This is a genomic window from Aeromonas sp. s1(2024), from assembly GCF_040908005.1.
GTDB classification, from domain to species: Bacteria; Pseudomonadota; Gammaproteobacteria; order Enterobacterales; family Aeromonadaceae; genus Aeromonas; species Aeromonas caviae.
In genome coordinates, this window is the sequence record NZ_JBFOCW010000033.1 from 33130 (window position 1) to 53408 (window position 20279).

A 20279-nucleotide genomic window follows, 5' to 3' on the forward strand; every position below is an offset into this window, starting at 1 on the left:
CTTAGTCAAAGATGGTGGCGCCGCACTCGGCGCTCGATACCGCGCGACGCATCACGCTGAACAGTTCACGGCCCCACCCCTCTTGTTCCAGGGTGAGGTCGATCTCGGCCTGGGTACGGCCGCTCAAATCGGTCAGGCAGTCGAGGCGGCCAGACTCGGCATCCACCCGCAGCAGGTCGCCATCGGCGAGCAGGCCGATGGCCCCGCCGTGCAGCGCTTCCGGGGTGACGTGGATGGCGGCCGGGATCTTGCCGGAGGCACCGGAGAGGCGGCCGTCGGTGACCAGGGCCACCTTGTGACCCGCCTTCTGCAGGTTGCCAAGCACCGGCATCAGCTTGTGCAGCTCCGGCATGCCGTTGGCGGCCGGGCCGTTGTGGCGCACCACGATGACGGCGTCCTGGTTCAACTCACCGGCCTTGTAGGCCGCCTCCACCGCATGCTGGGAGGAGAAGACCCGGGCCGGGGCCTCGATGACCCGATACTCGGGCGCGACGGCGGAAACCTTGACCACGGCGCGGCCCAGGTTGCCCGCCAGCAGCTTGGTGCCGCCGGTGGCCTGGAACTCGCTGCCAGAGGGGGAGAGCACGCTCGGATCCCCGCTCTCGCCCACCGGTTGCCACACCAGCTTGCCATCCACCAGTGCCGGACGGCTGAGGTAGTCCTGCATCTCGCCGAAGACCGGGGTGGCATCCATGTGGATCAGCCCTTCTTCGGCCAGACGACGCATCAGGCCGGGCACGCCCCCCGCCTGCTCGAAGGCGTTGACGTCCGCCGGGCCGTTCGGGTACATGCGCACCAGGAGCGGCACCACGTCGGAGAGATCGCTCAGGTCGTCCCAGGTCAGCTCCAGCCCGGCGGCACGGGCCAGCGCCACCATGTGGATGCTGTGGTTGGTGCTGCCGCCGGAGGCGAGCAGGGCCACCAGGCCGTTGACCAGGGCGCGCTCGTCGATCACCGCACTCAGGGGGCGATAGGCCGGGGAGCCCGGGATCATGGCGCTGATGCGGCGGGCCGCTTCCTCGGTGAGGGCGTGGCGCAGCTCGCTGTGCGGATGCACGAAGGCGGAGCCCGGCAGCATCAGGCCCATGGCCTCGAACACCAGCTGGTTGGTGTTGGCGGTGCCGTAGAAGGTGCAGGTGCCCGCCGCGTGGTAGGCGCCGCACTCCATCTTGAGCAGGGCGTCGCGGCCCACTTCACCGGCAGCGTACTGCTGGCGCACCTTCACCTTCTCGTCGTTGCTGATGCCGCTCGCCATCGGGCCGGCAGGCACGAAGGCGGTGGGCAGGTGGGCGTGGGAAAGCGCCCCCATGATCTGGCCCGGGGCAATCTTGTCGCAGATGCCGAGCAGCAGGGTGGCGTCGAAGGTGTTATGGGAGAGGGAGACCGCGGTGGCCTGGGCGATGAGGTCCCGGGAGAAGAGGGACATGTCCATCCCCGGCTGACCCTGGGTCACGCCGTCGCACATGGCGGGCACGCCGCCGGCGACCTGGGCGCTGTGGCCGAGCTCGGCCAAGGCGCCTTTGATGATGTCCGGATAGCCCTGATAGGGCTGATGGGCACTCAGCATGTCGTTGTAGGCGGTGACGATGGCCACGTTGGCGCGGGTCATGTCGAGGATCCGCCCCTTCTCGTCACAGCTCGAGGCGGCCACGGCGTGGGCCAGGTTGCCGCAGGAGAGGGAGGCGCGGGTCTTGCCCTGATCGGCCTGGCGCTGGATGCGGGCCAGGAAGCGGGCACGGCGGGCGGTGCTGCGCTCGCGGATTCGGTTGGTCACCTGGGTGATCACGGGATGGGTCATAGCTTTCTCTCCAACTCTATATACGGGCGCGGTCGGCCGCAGCCGGGCGCGCGACATGGCTCATTGCGCCTGCGTCAGCGCGGTGACGGCACGGTCGACCACCTGTTCGAAGGTCCCGTCGATATCGATGCGAAACACGCCGGGCTCGCCATCCGGTCGCTCCAGGGTATCAAACTGGCTTTGTACCATGGCTTCGCGCATGAAGTGGCCCTGCCGTGCCCGCATCCGTTCGAGAATGAGGGACTGGCTGCCATCCAGAAACAGGAAACTCACCGAGTCGTTGCCCTCGCGGATCTGGTCGCGGTACTGCTTCTTGAGGGCCGAGCAGACGATGACGCCGAGCTCGTTCTTGCGCTCCAGGCTGTAGGCCGCATCGCGGATCCGCTCCAGCCAGGGGGCCCTGTCTTCGTCGTTGAGCGGGTTGCCCGCCGCCATCTTCTGGATGTTCGCGCGAGGATGCAGATCATCGCCGTCGATGAACTTGGCCCCCAGGGCATTGGCCACCTTGAGGCCGATGCTGGACTTGCCGCTGCCACACACACCCATCACGATAATGCACTTGCCCGCCATTATTTGACCTCTCTCTCACTTTTCAAAAAACGTTCGCCTGATGGGTTCTAAGCTACCACGTTACCGGTAACATGTTACCGGTAACGTTTCGCAATGTGAAGTGCAGCACAGAAATGTGCAGAACAACAACTAGAACCATTTGAGGACAATTTTATGGACGGAGCAATGAACACACCCGATGTCGCCTATCTGCTCTCGGTAGCGGGCGGAGCCATTGTCATGTTGCTGGTGCTGATCATGCGATTCAAGGTACATGCCTTCGTGGCATTGACCCTGGTCAGCATGCTGACGGCCCTGGCCACCGGGGTCACCTATGACCAGGTGATCCCCACCATGCTGACCGGTTTCGGCGGCACCCTGGCCTCGGTCGCGCTGCTGGTCGGCCTCGGTGCCATGATAGGCCGGATCCTGGAGATGACGGGGGGCGCCAAGGTACTGGCCGATACCCTGATCAACCGCTTCGGCTCCCACCGCGCCCCCTTCGCACTGGGTGTGGCCTCCCTGCTGTTCGGCTTCCCGATCTTCTTCGACGCCGGCCTCATCGTCATGCTGCCCATCATCTTCAGCGTGGCGAAGCAGTTCGGCGGCTCCGTCCTCAAGTATGCCCTGCCCTCCGCCGGCGCCTTTGCGGTGATGCACGCCTTCCTGCCGCCCCACCCGGGCCCGGTGGCCGCCAGCGAGCTGCTGGGTGCCAACATCGGTCTGCTCACCATCGTGGGCCTGCTGGTCGCGCTGCCCACCTGGTATCTGGGTGCCTACCTGTTCGGGCTCTGGTCCGGCAAGAAGTTTGAGCTGCCCCTGCCCCCGAGCTTCACTGCCAGCGCCGAGCAGCTCTCCGACAAGGCGCCGAGCTTCGGCCAGGTGATCTCCATCCTGCTGCTGCCGCTGGTGCTCATCTTCATGGATACCGGCCTCAATACCCTGGGCGTCATGGGCGTCATCGACAAGGGTGCGGACTGGGTCAACGTGCTGCGCATGGTCGGCAAGACCCCGGTCGCCCTGCTCATCACTGTGCTGTACGCCCTCTGGATGTTCCGCCAGAGCCAGGGCAAGGTGCAGCTCGAGAAGTTCTGCAACGACGCCCTGGCCCCGGTCTGCGCCGTCATCCTGGTCACCGGTGCTGGCGGCATGTTCGGCGGCGTATTGCGGGCGAGCGGCATCGGCACCGCGCTGGCCGACGTGCTCTCCGATACCGGCATGCCGGTGATCCTCGCGGCCTTCCTGGTATCCGCCGCGCTGCGGGTTGCCCAGGGTTCCGCCACCGTGGCCCTGACCACCACCGCCGCCCTGATGGCGCCGACCGTGGCCGCCACCACCGGCCTGAGCGAGCTGGACCTGACCTTCATCGTCATCGCCATCGCCGGGGGCGCCACCGTGCTCTCCCACTTCAATGACTCCGGCTTCTGGCTGGTCAGCCGCTTCCTCAACATGGACGAGAAGACCACCCTCAAGACCTGGACCGTGATGGAGACCCTGCTCGGCACCATCGCCTTCCTCATCGTGGCCACGGCCAGCGCCATCCTCTGACGGAAACACATCGGGGCCGCATCCGTCGGCCCCGATGTGATATTGCACCGACTTTTTACGGATTCTTGCTTGGGCCCATCGCCACAGATTGCTAGAATTGCCTATTCTTCGCCCCGAGTGGAACGCTTCATCCCGTGATTTCAGGCTTCTCTATGCATTCATCGGCACATTATCGACAGTTGCTGACCCGCTTACCCCAGATCGCCGTCGCCGCAGACCAGTTTGAAGTGCTCAACAGCGCCAAGGACTTCAAGAGCCGGATCCTGTCGCTCATCGCCCATGCGACCCAGCGCATCTATCTGATCGCGCTCTATCTGCAGGATGACGAGGCGGGACGGGAGATCCTCTCCGCCCTCTATGCCGCCAAGCAGCGCAATCCCTCTCTCGACATCAAGGTGTTCGTCGACTTCCACCGCGCCCAGCGCGGCCTGATCGGCAAGGGCAAGCAGGGGGGCAACCACCTGATGTACCAGGCCATGGCCGCCAGCCACCAACACCAGATCGAGATCTACGGCGTGCCGGTCAAGGGCCGCGAGCTGCTCGGGGTGCTGCACCTCAAGGGCTTCATCTTCGACGACACCCTGCTTTACTCCGGCGCCAGCCTCAACGACATCTACCTGCACCAGCAGGAGCGCTACCGCTTCGATCGCTATCACCAGATCCACAGCCCGGCACTGACCCGCAGCATGGTCAACTACGTGGATGACGTCTTCCTCGGCAGCGAGGCCGTCCAGCGACTGGATCGCACCGGCATCCCCGGCGCCAAGCAGCTCAAGGGACCGATCCGCCGCTTCAAGCAGCGCCTGCGCCTCTGCCAGTACCGCTTCGAGAGCATCCAGCCCAACGATCGGGAGATCGCCGTGACCCCCATGGTGGGCCTGGGCAAGCGGGGCAACCAGCTCAACCGGATGATCCGCAACCTGGTGCGGGCCACCGAGCGGGAGATCTTCATCTGCACCCCCTACTTCAACCCCCCCAAGGAGTTGAACAAGGACGTGGAGGCGCTGCTCAAACGCGGCTGCAAGGTGACCATCGTCGTGGGCGACAAGACCGCCAACGACTTCTTCATCCCCCCGGAGGAGAAGTTCTCCACCATCGGCGGTCTGCCCTATCTCTACGAGACCAACCTGCGCAAGTTTGCCGAGCGCAACCAGCACCACATCGACAACGGCCGGCTCAACCTCATGCTCTGGTGCTGCGAGAAGAACTCCTATCACCTCAAGGGGATCTTCGTGGATGAGGAGTGGGCCCTGCTCACCGGCAACAACCTCAATCCCCGAGCCTGGGCGCTGGATCTGGAGAACGGCCTGCTGGTACACGACCAGCACCATCACCTGCGCGAGCAGTTCAGTGCGGAGCGGGAGAACATCCTGGCCCACACCCGCCGCATCAGTCACTTCGACCAGATAGAGCAGATCAAGGATTACCCGGATCAGGTGCGCAAGCTGCTGGCCCGGATCCACAGGGTCAAGGCTCACCTCCTGCTCAAGCGCATCCTCTGACCGCCAGGGCGCCCCGTCAGTGAAAAGGCCTGCCGTTTCCGGCAGGCCTTTTTCATGGATGACCCTCCCCCCGCTCCCTTGCCCACCAGCCCGGAACGGCACAACGCGGCTTGCATCGAGGCCGCAACAACCCCTATCATCTGGACATATTTACAGTGTTTTCGGGCATCTAATTGATGAAATTGGATAAAATCTCCCTCGACAGCCTCAAGGGTGTCGGCAGCAAGATGCTGGAGAAACTCGAGCGGCTGGGGCTGGCCACGGTACAGGACCTGCTGTTCCACCTCCCCCTGCGCTACGAGGACCGCACCCAGGTGTGGCCCATCGGCGATCTGCCGCCCGGCCTGCACGGTGCCGTCGAGGGCGAGATCCAGGACACCCAGCTGGTGATGGGGCGCCGCCGCATGCTGGTGTGCCGTATCAGCGACGGCACCGGCAGCCTGACCCTGCGCTTCTTCAATTTCACCGCTGCCCAGAAAAACAGCCTGGCCCAGGGCCGCCTTATCCGCTGCTTCGGCGAGACCCGTCCCGGCAAGTACGGCCTGGAGATGGCCCACCCCGAGTACAAGCTGCTCGGCGAGGAGCAGGCCGGCCAGACCGAAGAGGCCCTCACCCCCGTCTACCCCACCACAGAGGGGCTGCGCCAGCTCACCCTGCGCAGCCTCACCGATCAGGCCCTGGCCCAGCTCGACCTCTACGGGGTCGAGGAGCTGCTGCCTGCCGGCCTCTATCCCCAGCAGATCGATCTTGCCGCCGCCCTGAAGCTGCTGCACCGCCCGCCCCCCTCGGTGGCGCTGGCCCTGCTCGAGAGCGGCCAGCACCCGGCACAGCAGCGGCTGGTACTGGAAGAGCTGCTGGCCCACAACCTCTCGGTCTTGAAGGTGCGCGCCCAGGCACAGACCCAGCTGGCCCGTGCCCTCAAACCAGCTCCCGAGCTGGTCCGGCAGCTGCTCGGCGCCCTGCCGTTCACCCCCACCGGCGCCCAGAGCCGGGTGGTGGCGGAGATCGGCCGGGATCTGCAGCAGAGCCACCCCATGATGCGGCTGGTCCAGGGGGACGTGGGCTCAGGTAAAACGCTGGTCGCGGCGCTGGCCGCCCTGCAGGCCATCGGCAACGGCTGCCAGGTGGGGCTGATGGCCCCGACCGAGCTGCTGGCCGAACAGCACGCCATCAACTTCGCCAGGTGGCTGGAGCCGCTCGGCATCAAGGTGGGCTGGCTGGCGGGCAAGCAGAAGGGCAAGGCGCGGGAAGAGGCGCTGGCCGCCATCGCGGACGGCAGCGTCAAGATGGTGGTGGGCACCCACGCCATCTTCCAGGAGCAGGTGGTGTTCCAGCGCCTAGCCCTGGTCATCATCGACGAACAGCACAGATTCGGCGTGCATCAGCGCCTCGCCCTGCGAGAAAAAGGAGAGCGGGAAGGGGTGCATCCCCACCAGCTCATCATGACCGCCACCCCCATCCCCCGCACCCTGGCGATGACCGCCTATGCCGACCTCGACACCTCCATCATCGACGAGCTGCCGCCGGGCCGCACTCCCATTACCACGGTCGCCCTGCCGGACAGTCGCCGCCAGGACGTGATCGAGCGGGTGAGGCTCGCCTGCGAGGAGGGCAAGCAGGCCTACTGGGTCTGCACCCTGATCGAGGAGTCGGAGGTGCTGGAGTGCCAGGCCGCCGAAGACACTGCCGCCGAGCTGCAAACCCTGCTGCCCGGCCTGCACATCGGCCTGGTACACGGCCGGATGCGCCCCGTCGAGAAACAACGGGTGATGGAGGAGTTCAAGGCGGGCATACTGCAACTGCTGGTCGCCACCACCGTCATCGAGGTGGGGGTGGATGTGCCCAATGCCAGCCTGATGATCATCGAAAACCCGGAGCGACTGGGGCTGGCCCAGTTGCACCAGCTGCGCGGCCGGGTCGGGCGGGGGTCGGTGGCCTCCCACTGCGTGCTGCTCTATCATGCCCCCTTGTCCAAGACGGCCCAGAGCCGGCTCGGGGTGCTGCGGGAGACCAACGACGGCTTCCTCATCGCCCAGCGGGATCTGGAGCTGCGCGGCCCGGGCGAGCTGCTCGGCACCCGCCAGACCGGCCTGGCCGATCTCAAGATCGCCGATCTGGTGCGGGATCAGCCGCTCATCCCGCAGGTGCAGAAGATGGCGCGCTTCTTGATGGACCGCCACCCAAACCATGTCGAACCCTTGATACGGCGCTGGCTCGGCCTGCGGGATCACTACTCGAATGCTTGACCAAGGCAGATGCAGAAGATGGTCACATTGCCTGATGGATAGGCACCCAAACCATGTCGAACCCTTGATACGGCGCTGGCTCGGTCTGCGGGATCACTACTCCAATGCCTGACCAAGCAACAGAAACAGGAGGAAAGCACTGATGAATTCCTGGCTGCGCGGCCTGCTCTACACCCTTGCCTTCCTGTTACTCTTTGTCTGGGTCGGGCTCGGCCTGTTCGATGCCGAGCGGGCCAAGGGGCCCATCGCCGGCTGGCTCAGCCAGCAGACCGGCGTGCCTGTCACCATAGGCCGGCTGGTGTTCAACCCGCTCCACCCCTACACCCTGCTGGCGGAGCAGGTGAGTTACGGCAACGCCGTGACCCTCGACAAGATCTATCTCGAGATAGAGAGCATCGACTGGCTGAACCGGGACGTGCGCATCGCCCATCTCGACCTCATCCGCCCGGCCATCAAGCTGCCGCTGCCCAACCAGTTGCCAAGCCTGCCGGTTCACTCCCTCACCATCAGCGACAGCACCATCGACAACCTGAGCCTGCAGAGCGAGGCCCTGACCCTGCGCGGCCTCAGTGCGTCCCTGAGTGACTGGGAACTGATCGACCCAAGACGCCAGCCCCAGGCCAACCTCACCCTGGGCATCAACCAGCTGGAGACCCCCATGTTCACCCTGGCCCGTCTCAGCCTCAAGGGGCGGCTGGAGGGGCAGGTGCTCAGCACCGACAGACTGGCCACCAACCTGTTCGACGGCCTGCTCGAGACCGGCATGGTGCTGAACTGGCCAGAGCGCAGCCTGCAACTGCACGATCTCAAGGCCCGCGCCATGCGCCTCGAGCTTGGTGACATCCCCACTGGCGAGTTCCCCCTGCGCCGCATCACCCTGGACAGGGGTCAGCTTGCCCAGGTGAGCATCAATGCCATCGATCAGGAGCTCTCCCTCAACAACTTCAACGGCCAGCTCACCGCCTTCGACTGGCAGGCGGGCAGCCAGCCCAGCGGCTATCTGGCGGGCACCCTGGGCGACATGGGCCGCGGCTTGTTCCAGCTTGAGGCCGTCGAGGGCAAGCTCGCCTTCTCCCCCCGGCAGCTGGATGCCGAGCTGCGAGGCAAGGCATACGAAGGGGAGTTCAACGTCGAGCTGGCTCTCGACACCCAGCAGCAGAAGCTCACCCTGAAGGATCTGGCCCTGAGCGGCATGGACATCAGTTTGCCCCAGGGGTGGTGGCAGGATTGGCAGGGCTGGCGCCCGCAACAGATCGACATCCGCAAACTGGCCTTCGACAAGCTCAAGGTGCTCTCTTTCGACGACACCCTGCCCCTCTCCCTGACCGGCTGGCAACTCTACCTGAACGATCTCGCCCTGCGGGGCAACCAGCCAGGCCCCCTGCTGGGGCGAGCCCGCATCGAGAGCAAGTGGTTCGAGCTGGTGTGGGACGGTCTCAGTGCCCGCAACGGCACCCTGGATGGCGAGCTGACCCCCAGCTCCTGGCAGCTCAATACCCTCGCCACCTCCCTGCCCGACGAGGGCTCCCTCAACCTGAGCGGCCAGTGGGGCAGAACGCCCGGGCAGGAGAGCCGTATGCAGTTGCAGGGCAAGCAGCTGGATCTGGAGCAGTGGGGCAAGTTGCTGCACTCCCCCGTCTCCTTCGCGGGCAAGGTGGATCTGGCGGCAGATCTGCAGGCCGACCTCAACGGGCAACCCGGCGAGCAGACGGCCAACTGGCGCCGGACCCTTCAGGGCAGCCTGAGCCTGGAGAGCAAGGATCCCTTCTGGGACAAGGTCGGCATCGACCCCCTGCTGGATGACTGGTTCAGGGAGCAGACCCCCCCCGATCTGACACCGCAGACGCTGTGGCAGGCGATGCAACGCGGAGACACCCCCTTCTATCAGATCAGGCTGGATGCCAGGGCGGAGCAGGGCAAGGTGCGGATCGAGCAAGGCGGTGCCTCCACCATCACCCACCTGCTGGCACTGCAAGGGGGTGTCGACCTGGCCGCAGATCAGTGGCAGCTCGACCTCGGGGTCCTGAACAAGGGACGCTGCGCCGAGCTGCTCGCCCGCTGGCGCGGCCCCCTCAATGCGCCCGACCTGGGCTGGAGTTTCCCCACGGGACAGGACGCCTGTGGCTGGGAGGCGGGTGTGCACTACCCCGCCCAGGGACGAAGCGGCCCGCTCTGGCGCCCACGGCCACCGGCCGCCCAATAACGAACAAGGCCTCGCGAAGAGGCCTTGTTGCTGTGAACATCAGGGATCAGCGTGCGCCGCGCTTGATGGGCAGCACCACATACTGACCGACAAACTCCACCGCCAGCTTGCGGCCGCTGAACAACTGCACCCGCAGGCTGAATTTGGCGGACTCTCCGCCCCTCAGCGGCTCGAGCACGGCGGGCATGCCCTCCCGGGCCACCCGCGCCTCCGGCTCTTCGCTCACCGGCCGGTAATACTTGATGTTGCCCTCGGCCAGCACGGTATCCCCTCCCAGCCCTGCCTCCTTGAGCTGCAACCAGATGAGACCCCAGCCCGCCAGCACGCACTGGCTGTAAATGCTGCCGGCGAACATGGTGTCGTGGACGTTGAGATTGGCCGCCAGGTTGGCCTTGAGGTGGAAGGTCTGGCCATCGTAGTGGGTGATGTGCACCCCCATCTTCTCGCTGATTGGAATACCCCGCGACCAGCGGGTGGTGAGATCCTGGCACCACTCCGGACGGTACTGGATGGTCTGCATGGGACTCAGGGACTTGATCATCTGGCGGTGAGGGATGCGGCCGAAGGAGACGGGGCCTTCCCCTACCTCGAGGAAGCCGCAGCGGCGATAGAACTCCACCGCCTCCTGGCGGGCGTTCATCACCAGCCGTTTCACCTTCTCGTCGCGGGCAAGCTGCTCGAGATCTTCCACCATGCGGGCGCCCAGCCCCTGGCCGCGAAATTCGGGTCGCAGCGCCATAAAGCGGATCTGGGCTTCATCGCCGCCCACAAAGAGGCGACCCACGGCGATGGGCGTTCCGTCGGGTGAGAGCATCAGCCGGTGAATGGCAACGGTATCGTACTCGTCACGCTCGGAGCCAAGGGGCAGATTGAAGGGTTTGCGCAGTAGTTCCCAGCGCAACTGATAGTAAGCATCCAGCTCCGCTGGTGTTTCTGGGGTGACTACCCGGTACATAAAGCGATCCTTGAGTGTGCGCCGACTGGCAGATGGAAGGACTGACGCAACCATTTCTCCCGGCGCAGCCTGTAGTAGGTATCCAGCTCGGCTGCCGTTTGGGGGGTGACCACCCGGTACATAACAACATCCTTGAGTTACACTGGTCGAAAGCCATCTTGCCGTGCAAATTCATGGACTTCAATCTGCAAGCGTACCAAGCCGATCACTTATTGCACCTCAGTGCCAAACCCGAACGCCGCGTTTCGGTGCTTGAAAATGCCCGTCATCGCTGGCTGGAAATGGACGGCGTGGTGCAATCCGCCATGAGCCTCCACCAGCCGGCACGCCTCTGTCTGCCTCATCAACGGAGCATCGCGGAGCAGTTGCCAAAGCAGGCAAACCGGATCCTGGAGCTGGGGTTGGGCGGAGGGGATCTCACCCGTCACCTGGCGGCACGCTGGCCCGATGCCCACCACGACTGCGTGGATCTGGATGCCGAGATCCTCACCCTGTTCCAGCAGTTCTTCCTCCCCTCGTCAGGGGGCTCGCCTCGGCTGCATCACGCCGATGCGCTGCACTTCCTGCACCAGAGCCAGGAGATCTACGATCTGGTGCTGCTGGATTTGTTCAGCCAGGACGGCAACCCCCTTCTGCTGTTCCAGGCTCCGCTCTATCAGGCACTGGCCAGCCGCCTGAGCGGAACCCTAATCATCAATCTGCTGCCCCGCACCCGGCTCGAACAGGCACAGGCTCTGCGACTGGCAGAGGAGTGGATAGGCCCGACCCACGTCCACGACGTGCCCGGCTACCGCAACGTCATCCTGCACGCGACCCGTCAGCATGGCCAGGGCGGGCGAGCACCGGCAGGGTGAAGAACCTGCGAAGTATGCAGGCATCGCGTCCTGCCCCTCCGGTGAGGCCTGCCCTGCCTGCCACCCTTATACCTGCAGCCAGAAGGTGACGGGGCCGTCGTTGAGCAGCCTGACCTTCATGTCGGCGGCAAAACGGCCGGTTTCGGTCGGCACGCCGCTCTCCCTGGCGCGGGCCACGAAGTACTCATAGAGTCGCTCGGCATCTGCGGGATGGGCGCCACCGGAGAAGCTGGGTCTCATCCCCTTGCCGGTATCCGCCGCCAGGGTGAACTGGGAGACCACCAGCAGGCTGCCACCCACCTGACTCACGTTGAGGTTCATCTTGCCGTTCTCGTCAGAGAAGATGCGATAGCCGCTCACCTTGTGCAGCAGCTTGTCGGCCTTGGCCTCGTCATCCCCCTGCTCCACCCCGAGCAGCACCAGCAACCCCTGGCCGATGGCCCCGGTCACCTCTCCCTCTACCGTTACGCTGGCCTCGCTGACCCGCTGAATCAGTGCAATCACATCCCTCTCCTCTCAAAACAGCACGACCGCCCATCCTGCGGGATGAGCGGTCGTCGATGCTACCAATAAATGCCCTGCCCGGGCCAACGCCTTTGTGTCGGGATCCGGTGTGATGGCCGGCCGGCGTCAGGCCAGCTCCTCTGCACCGGGCTTCTCGTACTCCCCGAGGCAGGCGGTGGTCTCGGCCCCCAGCAACACCACCAGCCAGCTCAGATACACCCAGACGAACAGGATGGGAATGGTCGCCAGGGCGCCATAGATGGCCTGGTAGGAGGGGAAGTTGGTGATGTAGATGGCAAAGCCACGCTTGGCCAGCTCGAACAGGGTGGCCGCCACCAGGGCTCCGATGAAGGCGTGGGTCAGCCGCACGCGGCAGTTGGGCACCACGGTATAGATCAGCAGGAAGGTGAGCACGGAGAAGAGGAACGGCAGGCTGCGCAGCAGCAGATAGCCGATACCGAACAGGCTGTCAGCCGCGAACAACCTGAGCGAGAGAATGTAGGAGGAGATGGCGATGCTGGCACCGATGAGCACGGGGCCCAGGGTCAGGATCATCCAATACATGGCGAATGCCTGGGCCAAGGGCCGGCTTCGGGTGGACCGCCAGATGTAGTTGAGATTCTTGTCGATGGCCGAGATGAGCATCAGGGCCACCACGATCAGGGCACCGATACCGACGGCCGTGGTGTTGGTGGCGTTGGCCACGAAGCCGTCGATGTACTCCTTGAGCATCTCGCCGGCGGTGGGGACGAAGTTGTGATAGACGAACTGCTCCATCGCCTGCTTCAGGCTCTGGAACACCGGAAAGGCCGACATCATGCCGAACACCACGGCTATCATGGGCACCAGGGAGAGCAGGGTGACATAGGCCAGGTAACCGGCGGTCACCGTCAATCTGTCCTGCTGGAAGCGGCCCCAGACAAACTGGGCGAAGTGGGCACCATCGTGGCGCAAGAAGGAGAGTGCATGGGCCAGACGGCCGCGGATCTGCTGCTGCATCTTGTTTCTCGTAAGCGTGATCATGCAGACATTGTGTCAGATAGGGTGGTCATTTGGCCACCCGCAGACCGGCCGGATGCGCCGCCATCGAGCTCAAACCCCATGCGCCCTCATGTCGAGCCCATAAAAAAAGAGGCCTTAAGGCCTCTCTTTGGTCTGTCGATGAACAGCTATCGATCAAGCACGACCGGCGCGCTTGCGATCCAGTTCGGTCAGCAGCTTTTTACGGATACGGATGGCCTTGGGGGTGATCTCCACCAGCTCGTCGTTGTCGATGAACTCGAGAGCCTGCTCCAGGGTCATGCGGATCGGCGGAGTCAGCACCTGGGCTTCGTCGGTACCGGAGGCACGCATGTTGGTCAGCTGCTTGCCTTTCAGGCAGTTGACGGTCAGGTCGTTGGAGCGGGAGTGGATCCCGATCACCTGGCCTTCGTACACTTCGGTCGCGTGACCGATGAACAGACGACCACGATCTTGCAGACCGAACAGGGCGAAGGTCAGGGCCTTGCCGGTGGCGTTGGAGATCAGCACGCCGTTCTGACGCTCACCGATGCTGCCACCCTTGTGCGGACCGTAGTGGTCGAAGGTGTGGTACAGCAGACCGGTACCAGAGGTCATGGTCAGGAACTCGGTCTGGAAGCCGATCAGACCACGGCTCGGGATGATGAAGTCCAGACGGACGCGACCCTTGCCATCCGGGGTCATGTTGGTCATCTCGCCTTTACGCAGGCCGAGCTGCTCCATCACGGAACCCTGATGCGCTTCTTCCACGTCCACAGTGACGGTTTCGAACGGTTCTTGCAGTTCGCCATTCACGGTACGCAGGATTACTTCCGGGCGGGATACCGCCAGTTCGTAACCTTCGCGACGCATGTTTTCGATCAGGATGGAGAGGTGCAGTTCACCACGGCCGGAGACGCGGAACTTGTCCGGATCTTCGGTCTCTTCCACGCGCAGGGCCACGTTGTGGACCAGCTCCTGGTTCAGACGCTCCAGAATGTTGCGGGAGGTGACGAACTTGCCTTCTTTACCGGCGAACGGCGAGGTGTTGACCTGGAAGGTCATGTTCACGGTCGGCTCGTCAACGGAGAGCGGCGGCAGGGCTTCGACGGCACTGTTGTCACAGATGGTGTCGGAGATCTTCAGCTCGCCCAGACCGGTGATGGCGATGATGTCGCCCGCTTGCGCGTCGGTCACTTCGGTACGGGACAGGCCCAGGTAGCCCAGCACCTGACCTACCTTGCCGGTACGCGGTTTGCCGTTGGCACCGACGATGGTGACCTGCTGGTTGGTCTTGACGCGACCACGAGTGATGCGGCCGATACCGATGACGCCCACGTAGGAGTTGTAGTCCAGCTGGGAGATCTGCATCTGGAAGGCACCGTCAACGTCGCCCTTCGGGGCTTCCACGTTGTCGACGATGGCCTGGAACAGGGGTTCCATGTTCTCGGACGGGACGTCCTGATCCAGGGTGGCCCAACCGTTCAGTGCAGAGGCGTAAACAACCTTGAAGTCCAGTTGCTCATCGGTGGCACCCAGGTTGTCGAACAGATCGAAGACCTGATCCATTACCCAGTCAGGACGAGCACCCGGACGGTCGATCTTGTTGATGACCACGATGGGCTTCAGACCCTGGGCGAACGCCTTCTGGGTCACGAAACGGGTCTGCGGCATCGGGCCGTCAACGGCGTCGACCAGCAGCAGCACGGAGTCAACCATGGAGAGTACGCGCTCAACTTCACCACCGAAGTCGGCGTGACCCGGAGTATCCACGATGTTGATGCGGTAGTCGTTCCAGCGGATCGCAGTGTTCTTGGCGAGAATGGTGATGCCACGTTCCCGTTCCAGATCATTGGAGTCCATGATCCGTTCCTGACCTTCGCTGGTGCGATCCAGAGTGCCGGATTGCTGCAGCAGCTTATCAACCAGAGTCGTTTTGCCGTGGTCAACGTGCGCAATAATCGCAATATTGCGTAAATTCTCTAACATTCTCGCCTCAAATCACCGGGTAAAATTGGGCGCTAATTGTACTCTCGCCTTTGTGATCTGCCTAGCAGAATTGCAACACATTCACGCACAACAAAGGATCAGGATCATGGACCCCGCAGCAAAAGGCTGCTTAGATGGCCTGGATACGCTGGCGCACCATCTCGGTGCACCAAAACGATCCAAGGTTGCACCACTTTAATGCAGCAACCGGCATGAGAACGGGTTTCTCGACAGCCTGAAACGGTGCAAGTGCCCTGAAATCAAGCTGTCACAAACTTGGCACGATACTGGCTTATGTGAATGTGACGACGCATTCACCCAAAGAGTTTTAACACCGGAGGTTACTTAGCATGTCAGCCCAGAACGTTTTGGCCCTGATCCAGGAACACGAAGTCAAGTTTGTTGATCTGCGTTTTACCGACACCAAGGGTAAAGAGCAGCACGTATCCATCCCTTCCCACCAGGTTGACGAAGACTTCTTCGAAGACGGCAAGATGTTCGATGGTTCCTCCATCGGCGGCTGGAAGGGCATCAACGAGTCTGACATGGTGCTGATGCCGGACCCGGCTTCCGCCAAACTGGACCCGTTCACCGAAGAGACCACTCTGAACATCGTCTGTGACGTGCTTGAACCCGCCACCATGCAAGGCTATGACCGCGATCCGCGCTCCATCGCCAAGCGTGCCGAAGATTTCCTGAAGTCCAGCGGCATCGCTGACACCGTGCTGTTCGGGCCGGAGCCGGAATTCTTCATGTTCGACAACATCACCTTCTCCAACACCATGGGCCACAGCTTCGTGAAGATCGAATCCGAAGAAGCTGCCTGGAACTCCGGTACCGACTACGAGCACGGCAACAAGGGTCACCGTCCATTCGTCAAGGGTGGTTACTTCCCGGTTGCCCCGGTTGACTCCTCCCAGGACATCCGTGCCGCCATGTGCCTGGTGCTGGAAGAGATGGGCCAGGTCGTCGAAGCTCACCACCACGAAGTGGCGACCGCCGGTCAGAACGAGATCGCAACCCGCTTCAACACCCTCACCCTGAAGGCTGACGAAGTACAGGTCCTGAAGTACGTGATCCACAACGTGGCCCACGCCTACAACAAGACCGTCACCTTCATGCCGAAACCCATGTTCGGTGACAACGGCTCCGGCATGCACTGCCACCAGTCCCTGGCCAAAGACGGCGTCAACCTGTTCGCAGGCGACCTGTACGGCGGTCTGTCCGAGATGGCACTGCACTACATCGGCGGCATCATCAAGCACGCCAAGGCCATCAACGCCTTCGCCAACCCAACCACCAACTCCTACAAGCGTCTGGTGCCGGGCTATGAAGCACCGGTCATGCTGGCCTACTCCGCCCGCAACCGTTCTGCCTCCATCCGTATCCCGGTCGTGCCGAGCCCGAAAGCCCGCCGCATCGAAGTACGCTTCCCGGATCCGGCTGCCAACCCGTACCTGGCCTTCGCTGCCCAGCTGATGGCCGGTCTGGACGGCATCATCAACAAGATCCATCCGGGCGATGCCATGGACAAGAACCTGTACGATCTGCCGCCGGAAGAAGCCGCTGAAGTGCCGACCGTTGCCGGTTCCCTGGACGAAGCGCTGTCCGCACTGGATGCAGACCGTGAGTTCCTGACCCGTGGTGGCGTGTTCAGCGATGACTTCATCAACTCCTACCTGGAACTGAAACAGCAGGATGTTGACCGCGTGCGCATGACTCCGCACCCGCTGGAGTTCGAGCTGTACTACTCCGTCTAATCCGCTTTCCCATGACAAACCCGCCATCTGGCGGGTTTTTTTTCATTCTGGCAACGGAAATACCGCCAAACGGGCACGATCGTGCAGAAAGATGATCCCGTTCACGGAGCCGTACCACCCTCGGCTGTTCACACCCCGACCCCGTGGTTTTTCTCTGATAGGATTAAGGTGAACCCCGTCAAGGAGAGATGGATGAACACTGTACCCTGGCTGCTGAGCCTCCTGCTGATGGCCTCCTGTTCCGCACAGGCCGCCCGCGTCTACTCCTGGGTCGATCCCCAGGGGGTGACCCACTACACCGATGCCCCTCCTCCCGGCAAGAGCGCAAAAGAGGTGGACCTGCGGGTCTCGCCGCTCATCGGCACCGCCCCCCACTCGGTCCAGGTGGACAACTTCAACAGCCTGACCGGTGTCGATGCCAGGAAAGCCCTGGAAGCGGCTCCCCTGGAGATCGACCTCATCTCTCCGGAACCGGGCAGCACATTGCGCGACAATACCGGCAACATCGTCTTCCAGGGCGAGATCTCTCCCCAGGTCCCGGTGCAATACGATGTGCGCCTGATCCTGAACGGCAAGGCGGTGCCCCTGGTTCACAACAGCCTGGCCATACGGGTGGAAAACCTCGATAGGGGCGCTTACGAGGCACGGCTCGAGTTGCTCGCCAAAGACGGTACGATCCTTGCTAAATCTAAGCCAACCACCTTTTACCTGCACAGGGCGTCGGTGAATCAGGCTCCCAGAGCCGCCCCCAAGGCCAATTAGGGGTGATGTGACGCACCGATGCGGGTAAACTTGATGCACTATATTGGTGCATTCCAGGTGTACAGCACCGTTTTAGGGAGAAACCTGTGCCAACCCGCTCGGACAACGCCAAGACACTCTTGGACAATCTGCTGACCGCCGTCATTCTCATGGATGAACGTCTCTGCATTCAATTCGTCAACCCGGCGGCAGAGCAGCTGCTTTCCCTCAGCGAACGACGACTGATCGGCATCGAACTGCCCCACCTGCTGGAGCACATCTCTCTCGATCTGCAGCGTTTCAAACAGTGCCTCATTTCGGGGCAGGGCTTCACCGACAGCGAAGTCACCCTGGTGGTGGAGGGGGAGCCCAGGCTGGTAGAGATCAGCGTCAGCCCCATGGCCGATCATGAACAGCGACTGATGGTGGTAGAACTGCGCAAGATCGATCAGCAGAAGAAGATCAGCCAGGAGCTGCAGCAACACGCCCAGCAGCAGGCCGCCAAGGAGCTGGTGCGCGGCCTGGCGCACGAGATCAAGAACCCCCTGGGGGGATTGCGCGGCGCGGCCCAACTGCTGCAAAAGGAGTTGCCCGACCCGGCCTTGCGTGAATACACCGGCATCATCATCGAGCAGGCCGATCGCCTACGGGTGCTGGTCGACAGGTTGCTCGGTCCCCAGCGTCCCGGCCGTCACCAGATGCACAACGTTCACTCCGTGCTGGAGCAGGTGCGCCGTCTGGTGGACCTGGAGCTGCCGCCGCAGATCCGCATCGAGCGGGACTACGACCCCAGCATCCCCGAATTCGAGATGGAATCGGACCAGCTGCAACAGGCGTTCCTGAACATAGTGCGCAACGCCGCCGAAGCCCTTGGGGATCAGGACGGCCTCATCCGCATCAAGACGCGCACCGCCTTCCAGATCACCATCCATGGCCAGCGCTATCGCCTGGCGGCCGAAATCAAGATCATCGACAACGGCCCCGGCATTCCCGACGCCATTCGCGACACCCTCTTCTACCCCATGATCACCGGCAAGGAAGGGGGAACGGGCCTGGGCCTCTCCATCGCCCAGAACCTGATCGATCAGCACAAGGGTCGCATCGACTGCATCAGCTGGCCAGGCCACACCGAATTCACCATTTATTTACCACTTCGCAAATAAGGGAACCTCATGACAGCAAAAGTGTGGATCGTCGATGACGACAGCTCCATCCGGTGGGTTCTGGAGCGCACCCTTGGCAGCGAAGGCTTCGAATGCGAAAGTTTCGCCGACGGCGAAGCCCTGCTGAGTTCACTGGAGATGCGCTCACCGGACGTGATCCTCTCGGATATCCGCATGCCGGGCATCGACGGCCTGAGCCTGCTGGAGCAGATCCATCGCCGCCAGGCCGATCTGCCCATCATCATCATGACGGCCCACTCGGACCTCGACAGCGCGGTCAACGCCTACCAGCGCGGTGCCTTCGAATACCTGCCCAAGCCGTTCGACATCGACGAGGCGGTCACCCTGGTACGCCGGGCCGAGAACCACCTCAAGGAGCAACGTACCAAGCGCAAGGCTCGCCAGCAGGAAGCCACCACCACCCCGGAGATCATCGGCGAAGCCCCTGCCATGCAGGAGGTGTTCCGCGCCATCGGCCGGCTGTCGCGCTCCAGCATCTCGGTGCTCATCAACGGCCAGAGCGGTACCGGCAAGGAGCTGGTTGCCCATGCCCTGCACAAGCACAGCCCCCGGGCCCACAAGAACTTCATCGCCCTCAACATGGCGGCCATCCCGAAAGATCTCATCGAATCCGAGCTGTTCGGCCATGAGAAGGGAGCCTTCACCGGCGCCAACAACATTCGTCACGGCCGCTTCGAACAGGCCGATGGTGGCACCCTGTTTCTCGACGAAATAGGCGACATGCCGCTGGACGTGCAGACCCGGTTGCTGCGGGTACTGGCGGACGGGCAGTTCTACCGGGTTGGCGGCCACCAACCGGTGCAGGTGGATGTGCGGATCATTGCCGCCACCCACCAGAATCTGGAGAAGCGGGTCGCCGACGGCGAGTTTCGGGAAGACCTGTTCCACCGCCTCAACGTCATCCGCATCCATATTCCGGCCCTCAAGGAGCGCCGGGAGGACATCCCCCAGCTGGCCCAGCACTTCCTGCTGCGAGCCGCCAAGGAGCTGAACGTGGAGGCCAAGAGCCTGCACCCGGATACCCAGACCTACATCAGCCGCCTCCCCTGGCCGGGCAACGTGCGCCAGCTGGAGAACGTCTGCCGCTGGCTGACGGTGATGGCCTCGGGCCAGGAGGTGCTGGTAGGCGATCTGCCCACCGAGCTGCTGACTCCCATCACCAGCACCGCCGAGCCGGGCCAGCCCGCCCTGACCGGTGGCTGGCAGCAACAGTTGCAGGACTGGGTGGCCGCCAAGCTGGCGCTGGGGGAGACCGATATCCTGGCGGATGCCATGCCCCAGTTCGAACGGATCATGCTGGAGACGGCACTGGATCACACCCACGGTCACAAGCAGGAGGCAGCCCGCCTGCTCGGCTGGGGCCGCAATACCCTGACCCGCAAGCTCAAGGAGCTCGACATTCCCTGAGCCCGCGGGAAAAACGATTCCCATCACGCCTTGAGGGAAA

Annotated in this window: 15 protein-coding genes; 9 read left to right on the forward strand and 6 right to left on the reverse strand. The window is 63.2% G+C overall.

Features of this window, described 5'->3' with window-relative positions; all coding sequences use genetic code 11:
* Window position 1: 1 nt before the first annotated feature.
* Together edd and AB5Y70_RS08100 are read right to left on the reverse strand one after the other, a co-directional pair.
* Complete coding sequence (gene edd / locus AB5Y70_RS08095) at window positions 2-1798, reverse strand: phosphogluconate dehydratase (RefSeq protein ID WP_043153528.1); 1797 nt, start codon at window positions 1796-1798, stop codon at window positions 2-4.
* 60 nt (window positions 1799-1858) lie between these two features.
* Window positions 1859-2368 carry a gluconokinase gene (locus AB5Y70_RS08100; protein WP_039039504.1) on the reverse strand — a complete coding sequence of 170 codons (510 nt, stop codon included), beginning with the start codon at window positions 2366-2368 and terminating at the stop codon, window positions 1859-1861.
* A 165-nt stretch (window positions 2369-2533) separates the two neighbouring features.
* On the opposite strand from AB5Y70_RS08100, the gene AB5Y70_RS08105 reads away from it, so the two are divergent.
* The 4 genes from AB5Y70_RS08105 (at window position 2534) to AB5Y70_RS08120 (ending at window position 9846) form a co-directional block, all read left to right on the forward strand.
* Window positions 2534-3895 carry a GntP family permease gene (locus AB5Y70_RS08105; protein WP_223931884.1) on the forward strand — a complete coding sequence of 454 codons (1362 nt, stop codon included), beginning with the start codon at window positions 2534-2536 and terminating at the stop codon, window positions 3893-3895.
* Window positions 3896-4047: 152 nt separating this feature from the next.
* The gene (pssA, locus tag AB5Y70_RS08110; protein WP_049636708.1) at window positions 4048-5397 is read left to right on the forward strand and encodes a CDP-diacylglycerol--serine O-phosphatidyltransferase; all 1350 of its coding nucleotides are present in this window, start codon (window positions 4048-4050) and stop codon (window positions 5395-5397) included.
* A gap of 176 nt (window positions 5398-5573) precedes the next feature.
* Window positions 5574-7643, forward strand: a complete 2070-nt coding sequence (gene recG, locus AB5Y70_RS08115; RefSeq protein WP_049636709.1) for an ATP-dependent DNA helicase RecG — start codon at window positions 5574-5576, stop codon at window positions 7641-7643.
* 142 nt (window positions 7644-7785) lie between these two features.
* Window positions 7786-9846 (forward strand): AsmA-like C-terminal region-containing protein, encoded by a 2061-nt coding sequence (locus AB5Y70_RS08120; protein ID WP_049636710.1) that lies wholly within the window; start codon window positions 7786-7788, stop codon window positions 9844-9846.
* Between the two features lie 46 nt (window positions 9847-9892).
* Here the strand turns inward: AB5Y70_RS08120 and AB5Y70_RS08125 are convergent, their stop codons facing one another.
* On the reverse strand, window positions 9893-10801 hold the full coding sequence (locus AB5Y70_RS08125; RefSeq protein ID WP_010672532.1) for a bifunctional GNAT family N-acetyltransferase/hotdog fold thioesterase: 909 nt from the start codon (window positions 10799-10801) through the stop codon (window positions 9893-9895).
* 173 nt (window positions 10802-10974) lie between these two features.
* Between AB5Y70_RS08125 and AB5Y70_RS08130 the strand changes: the two genes are divergently transcribed.
* Window positions 10975-11655: a methyltransferase domain-containing protein gene (locus AB5Y70_RS08130; protein ID WP_049636730.1), complete on the forward strand. Its 681-nt coding sequence runs from the start codon at window positions 10975-10977 to the stop codon at window positions 11653-11655.
* A gap of 66 nt (window positions 11656-11721) precedes the next feature.
* Here AB5Y70_RS08130 and dtd read toward each other — a convergent pair whose 3' ends face one another.
* The 3 genes from dtd to typA all read right to left on the reverse strand — a co-directional run bounded on the left by dtd (window position 11722) and on the right by typA (window position 15147).
* Window positions 11722-12159 carry a D-aminoacyl-tRNA deacylase gene (gene dtd, locus AB5Y70_RS08135; protein WP_039039510.1) on the reverse strand — a complete coding sequence of 146 codons (438 nt, stop codon included), beginning with the start codon at window positions 12157-12159 and terminating at the stop codon, window positions 11722-11724.
* Window positions 12160-12285: 126 nt separating this feature from the next.
* Entirely contained in the window at window positions 12286-13158 is an 873-nt protein-coding gene (locus AB5Y70_RS08140) for a virulence factor BrkB family protein (protein WP_039039511.1), read from the reverse strand.
* Window positions 13159-13335: 177 nt separating this feature from the next.
* Window positions 13336-15147: a translational GTPase TypA gene (gene typA / locus AB5Y70_RS08145; RefSeq protein WP_042882265.1), complete on the reverse strand. Its 1812-nt coding sequence runs from the start codon at window positions 15145-15147 to the stop codon at window positions 13336-13338.
* A 350-nt stretch (window positions 15148-15497) separates the two neighbouring features.
* Between typA and glnA the strand changes: the two genes are divergently transcribed.
* The 4 genes from glnA (at window position 15498) to glnG (ending at window position 20239) form a co-directional block, all read left to right on the forward strand.
* Entirely contained in the window at window positions 15498-16907 is a 1410-nt protein-coding gene (gene glnA, locus AB5Y70_RS08150; protein ID WP_010672526.1) for a glutamate--ammonia ligase, read from the forward strand.
* 192 nt (window positions 16908-17099) lie between these two features.
* On the forward strand, window positions 17100-17669 hold the full coding sequence (locus AB5Y70_RS08155; protein WP_010672525.1) for a DUF4124 domain-containing protein: 570 nt from the start codon (window positions 17100-17102) through the stop codon (window positions 17667-17669).
* Between the two features lie 86 nt (window positions 17670-17755).
* A complete protein-coding gene (gene glnL, locus AB5Y70_RS08160; protein ID WP_010672524.1) occupies window positions 17756-18811 on the forward strand; it encodes a nitrogen regulation protein NR(II) in 1056 nt (351 codons plus the stop codon).
* Window positions 18812-18820: 9 nt separating this feature from the next.
* Window positions 18821-20239: a nitrogen regulation protein NR(I) gene (gene glnG / locus AB5Y70_RS08165; RefSeq protein ID WP_010672523.1), complete on the forward strand. Its 1419-nt coding sequence runs from the start codon at window positions 18821-18823 to the stop codon at window positions 20237-20239.
* Window positions 20240-20279: the final 40 nt, after the last annotated feature.

Excerpts from the sequence above, each read along its gene's own strand:
- recG (WP_049636709.1), top strand. The coding sequence starts at position 5,574 with ATGAAATTGGATAAAATCTCCCTCGACAGCCTCAAGGGTGTCGGCAGC.
- glnA (WP_010672526.1), top strand. The coding sequence starts at position 15,498 with ATGTCAGCCCAGAACGTTTTGGCCCTGATCCAGGAACACGAAGTCAAG.
- AB5Y70_RS08120 (WP_049636710.1), top strand. The coding sequence starts at position 7,786 with ATGAATTCCTGGCTGCGCGGCCTGCTCTACACCCTTGCCTTCCTGTTA.
- AB5Y70_RS08140 (WP_039039511.1), bottom strand. The coding sequence starts at position 13,158 with ATGCAGCAGCAGATCCGCGGCCGTCTGGCCCATGCACTCTCCTTCTTG.
- AB5Y70_RS08155 (WP_010672525.1), top strand. The coding sequence starts at position 17,100 with ATGAACACTGTACCCTGGCTGCTGAGCCTCCTGCTGATGGCCTCCTGT.
- AB5Y70_RS08100 (WP_039039504.1), bottom strand. The coding sequence starts at position 2,368 with ATGGCGGGCAAGTGCATTATCGTGATGGGTGTGTGTGGCAGCGGCAAG.
- AB5Y70_RS08105 (WP_223931884.1), top strand. The coding sequence starts at position 2,534 with ATGAACACACCCGATGTCGCCTATCTGCTCTCGGTAGCGGGCGGAGCC.
- glnG (WP_010672523.1), top strand. The coding sequence starts at position 18,821 with ATGACAGCAAAAGTGTGGATCGTCGATGACGACAGCTCCATCCGGTGG.
- typA (WP_042882265.1), bottom strand. The coding sequence starts at position 15,147 with ATGTTAGAGAATTTACGCAATATTGCGATTATTGCGCACGTTGACCAC.
- edd (WP_043153528.1), bottom strand. The coding sequence starts at position 1,798 with ATGACCCATCCCGTGATCACCCAGGTGACCAACCGAATCCGCGAGCGC.
- pssA (WP_049636708.1), top strand. The coding sequence starts at position 4,048 with ATGCATTCATCGGCACATTATCGACAGTTGCTGACCCGCTTACCCCAG.
- AB5Y70_RS08125 (WP_010672532.1), bottom strand. The coding sequence starts at position 10,801 with ATGTACCGGGTAGTCACCCCAGAAACACCAGCGGAGCTGGATGCTTAC.
- AB5Y70_RS08130 (WP_049636730.1), top strand. The coding sequence starts at position 10,975 with ATGGACTTCAATCTGCAAGCGTACCAAGCCGATCACTTATTGCACCTC.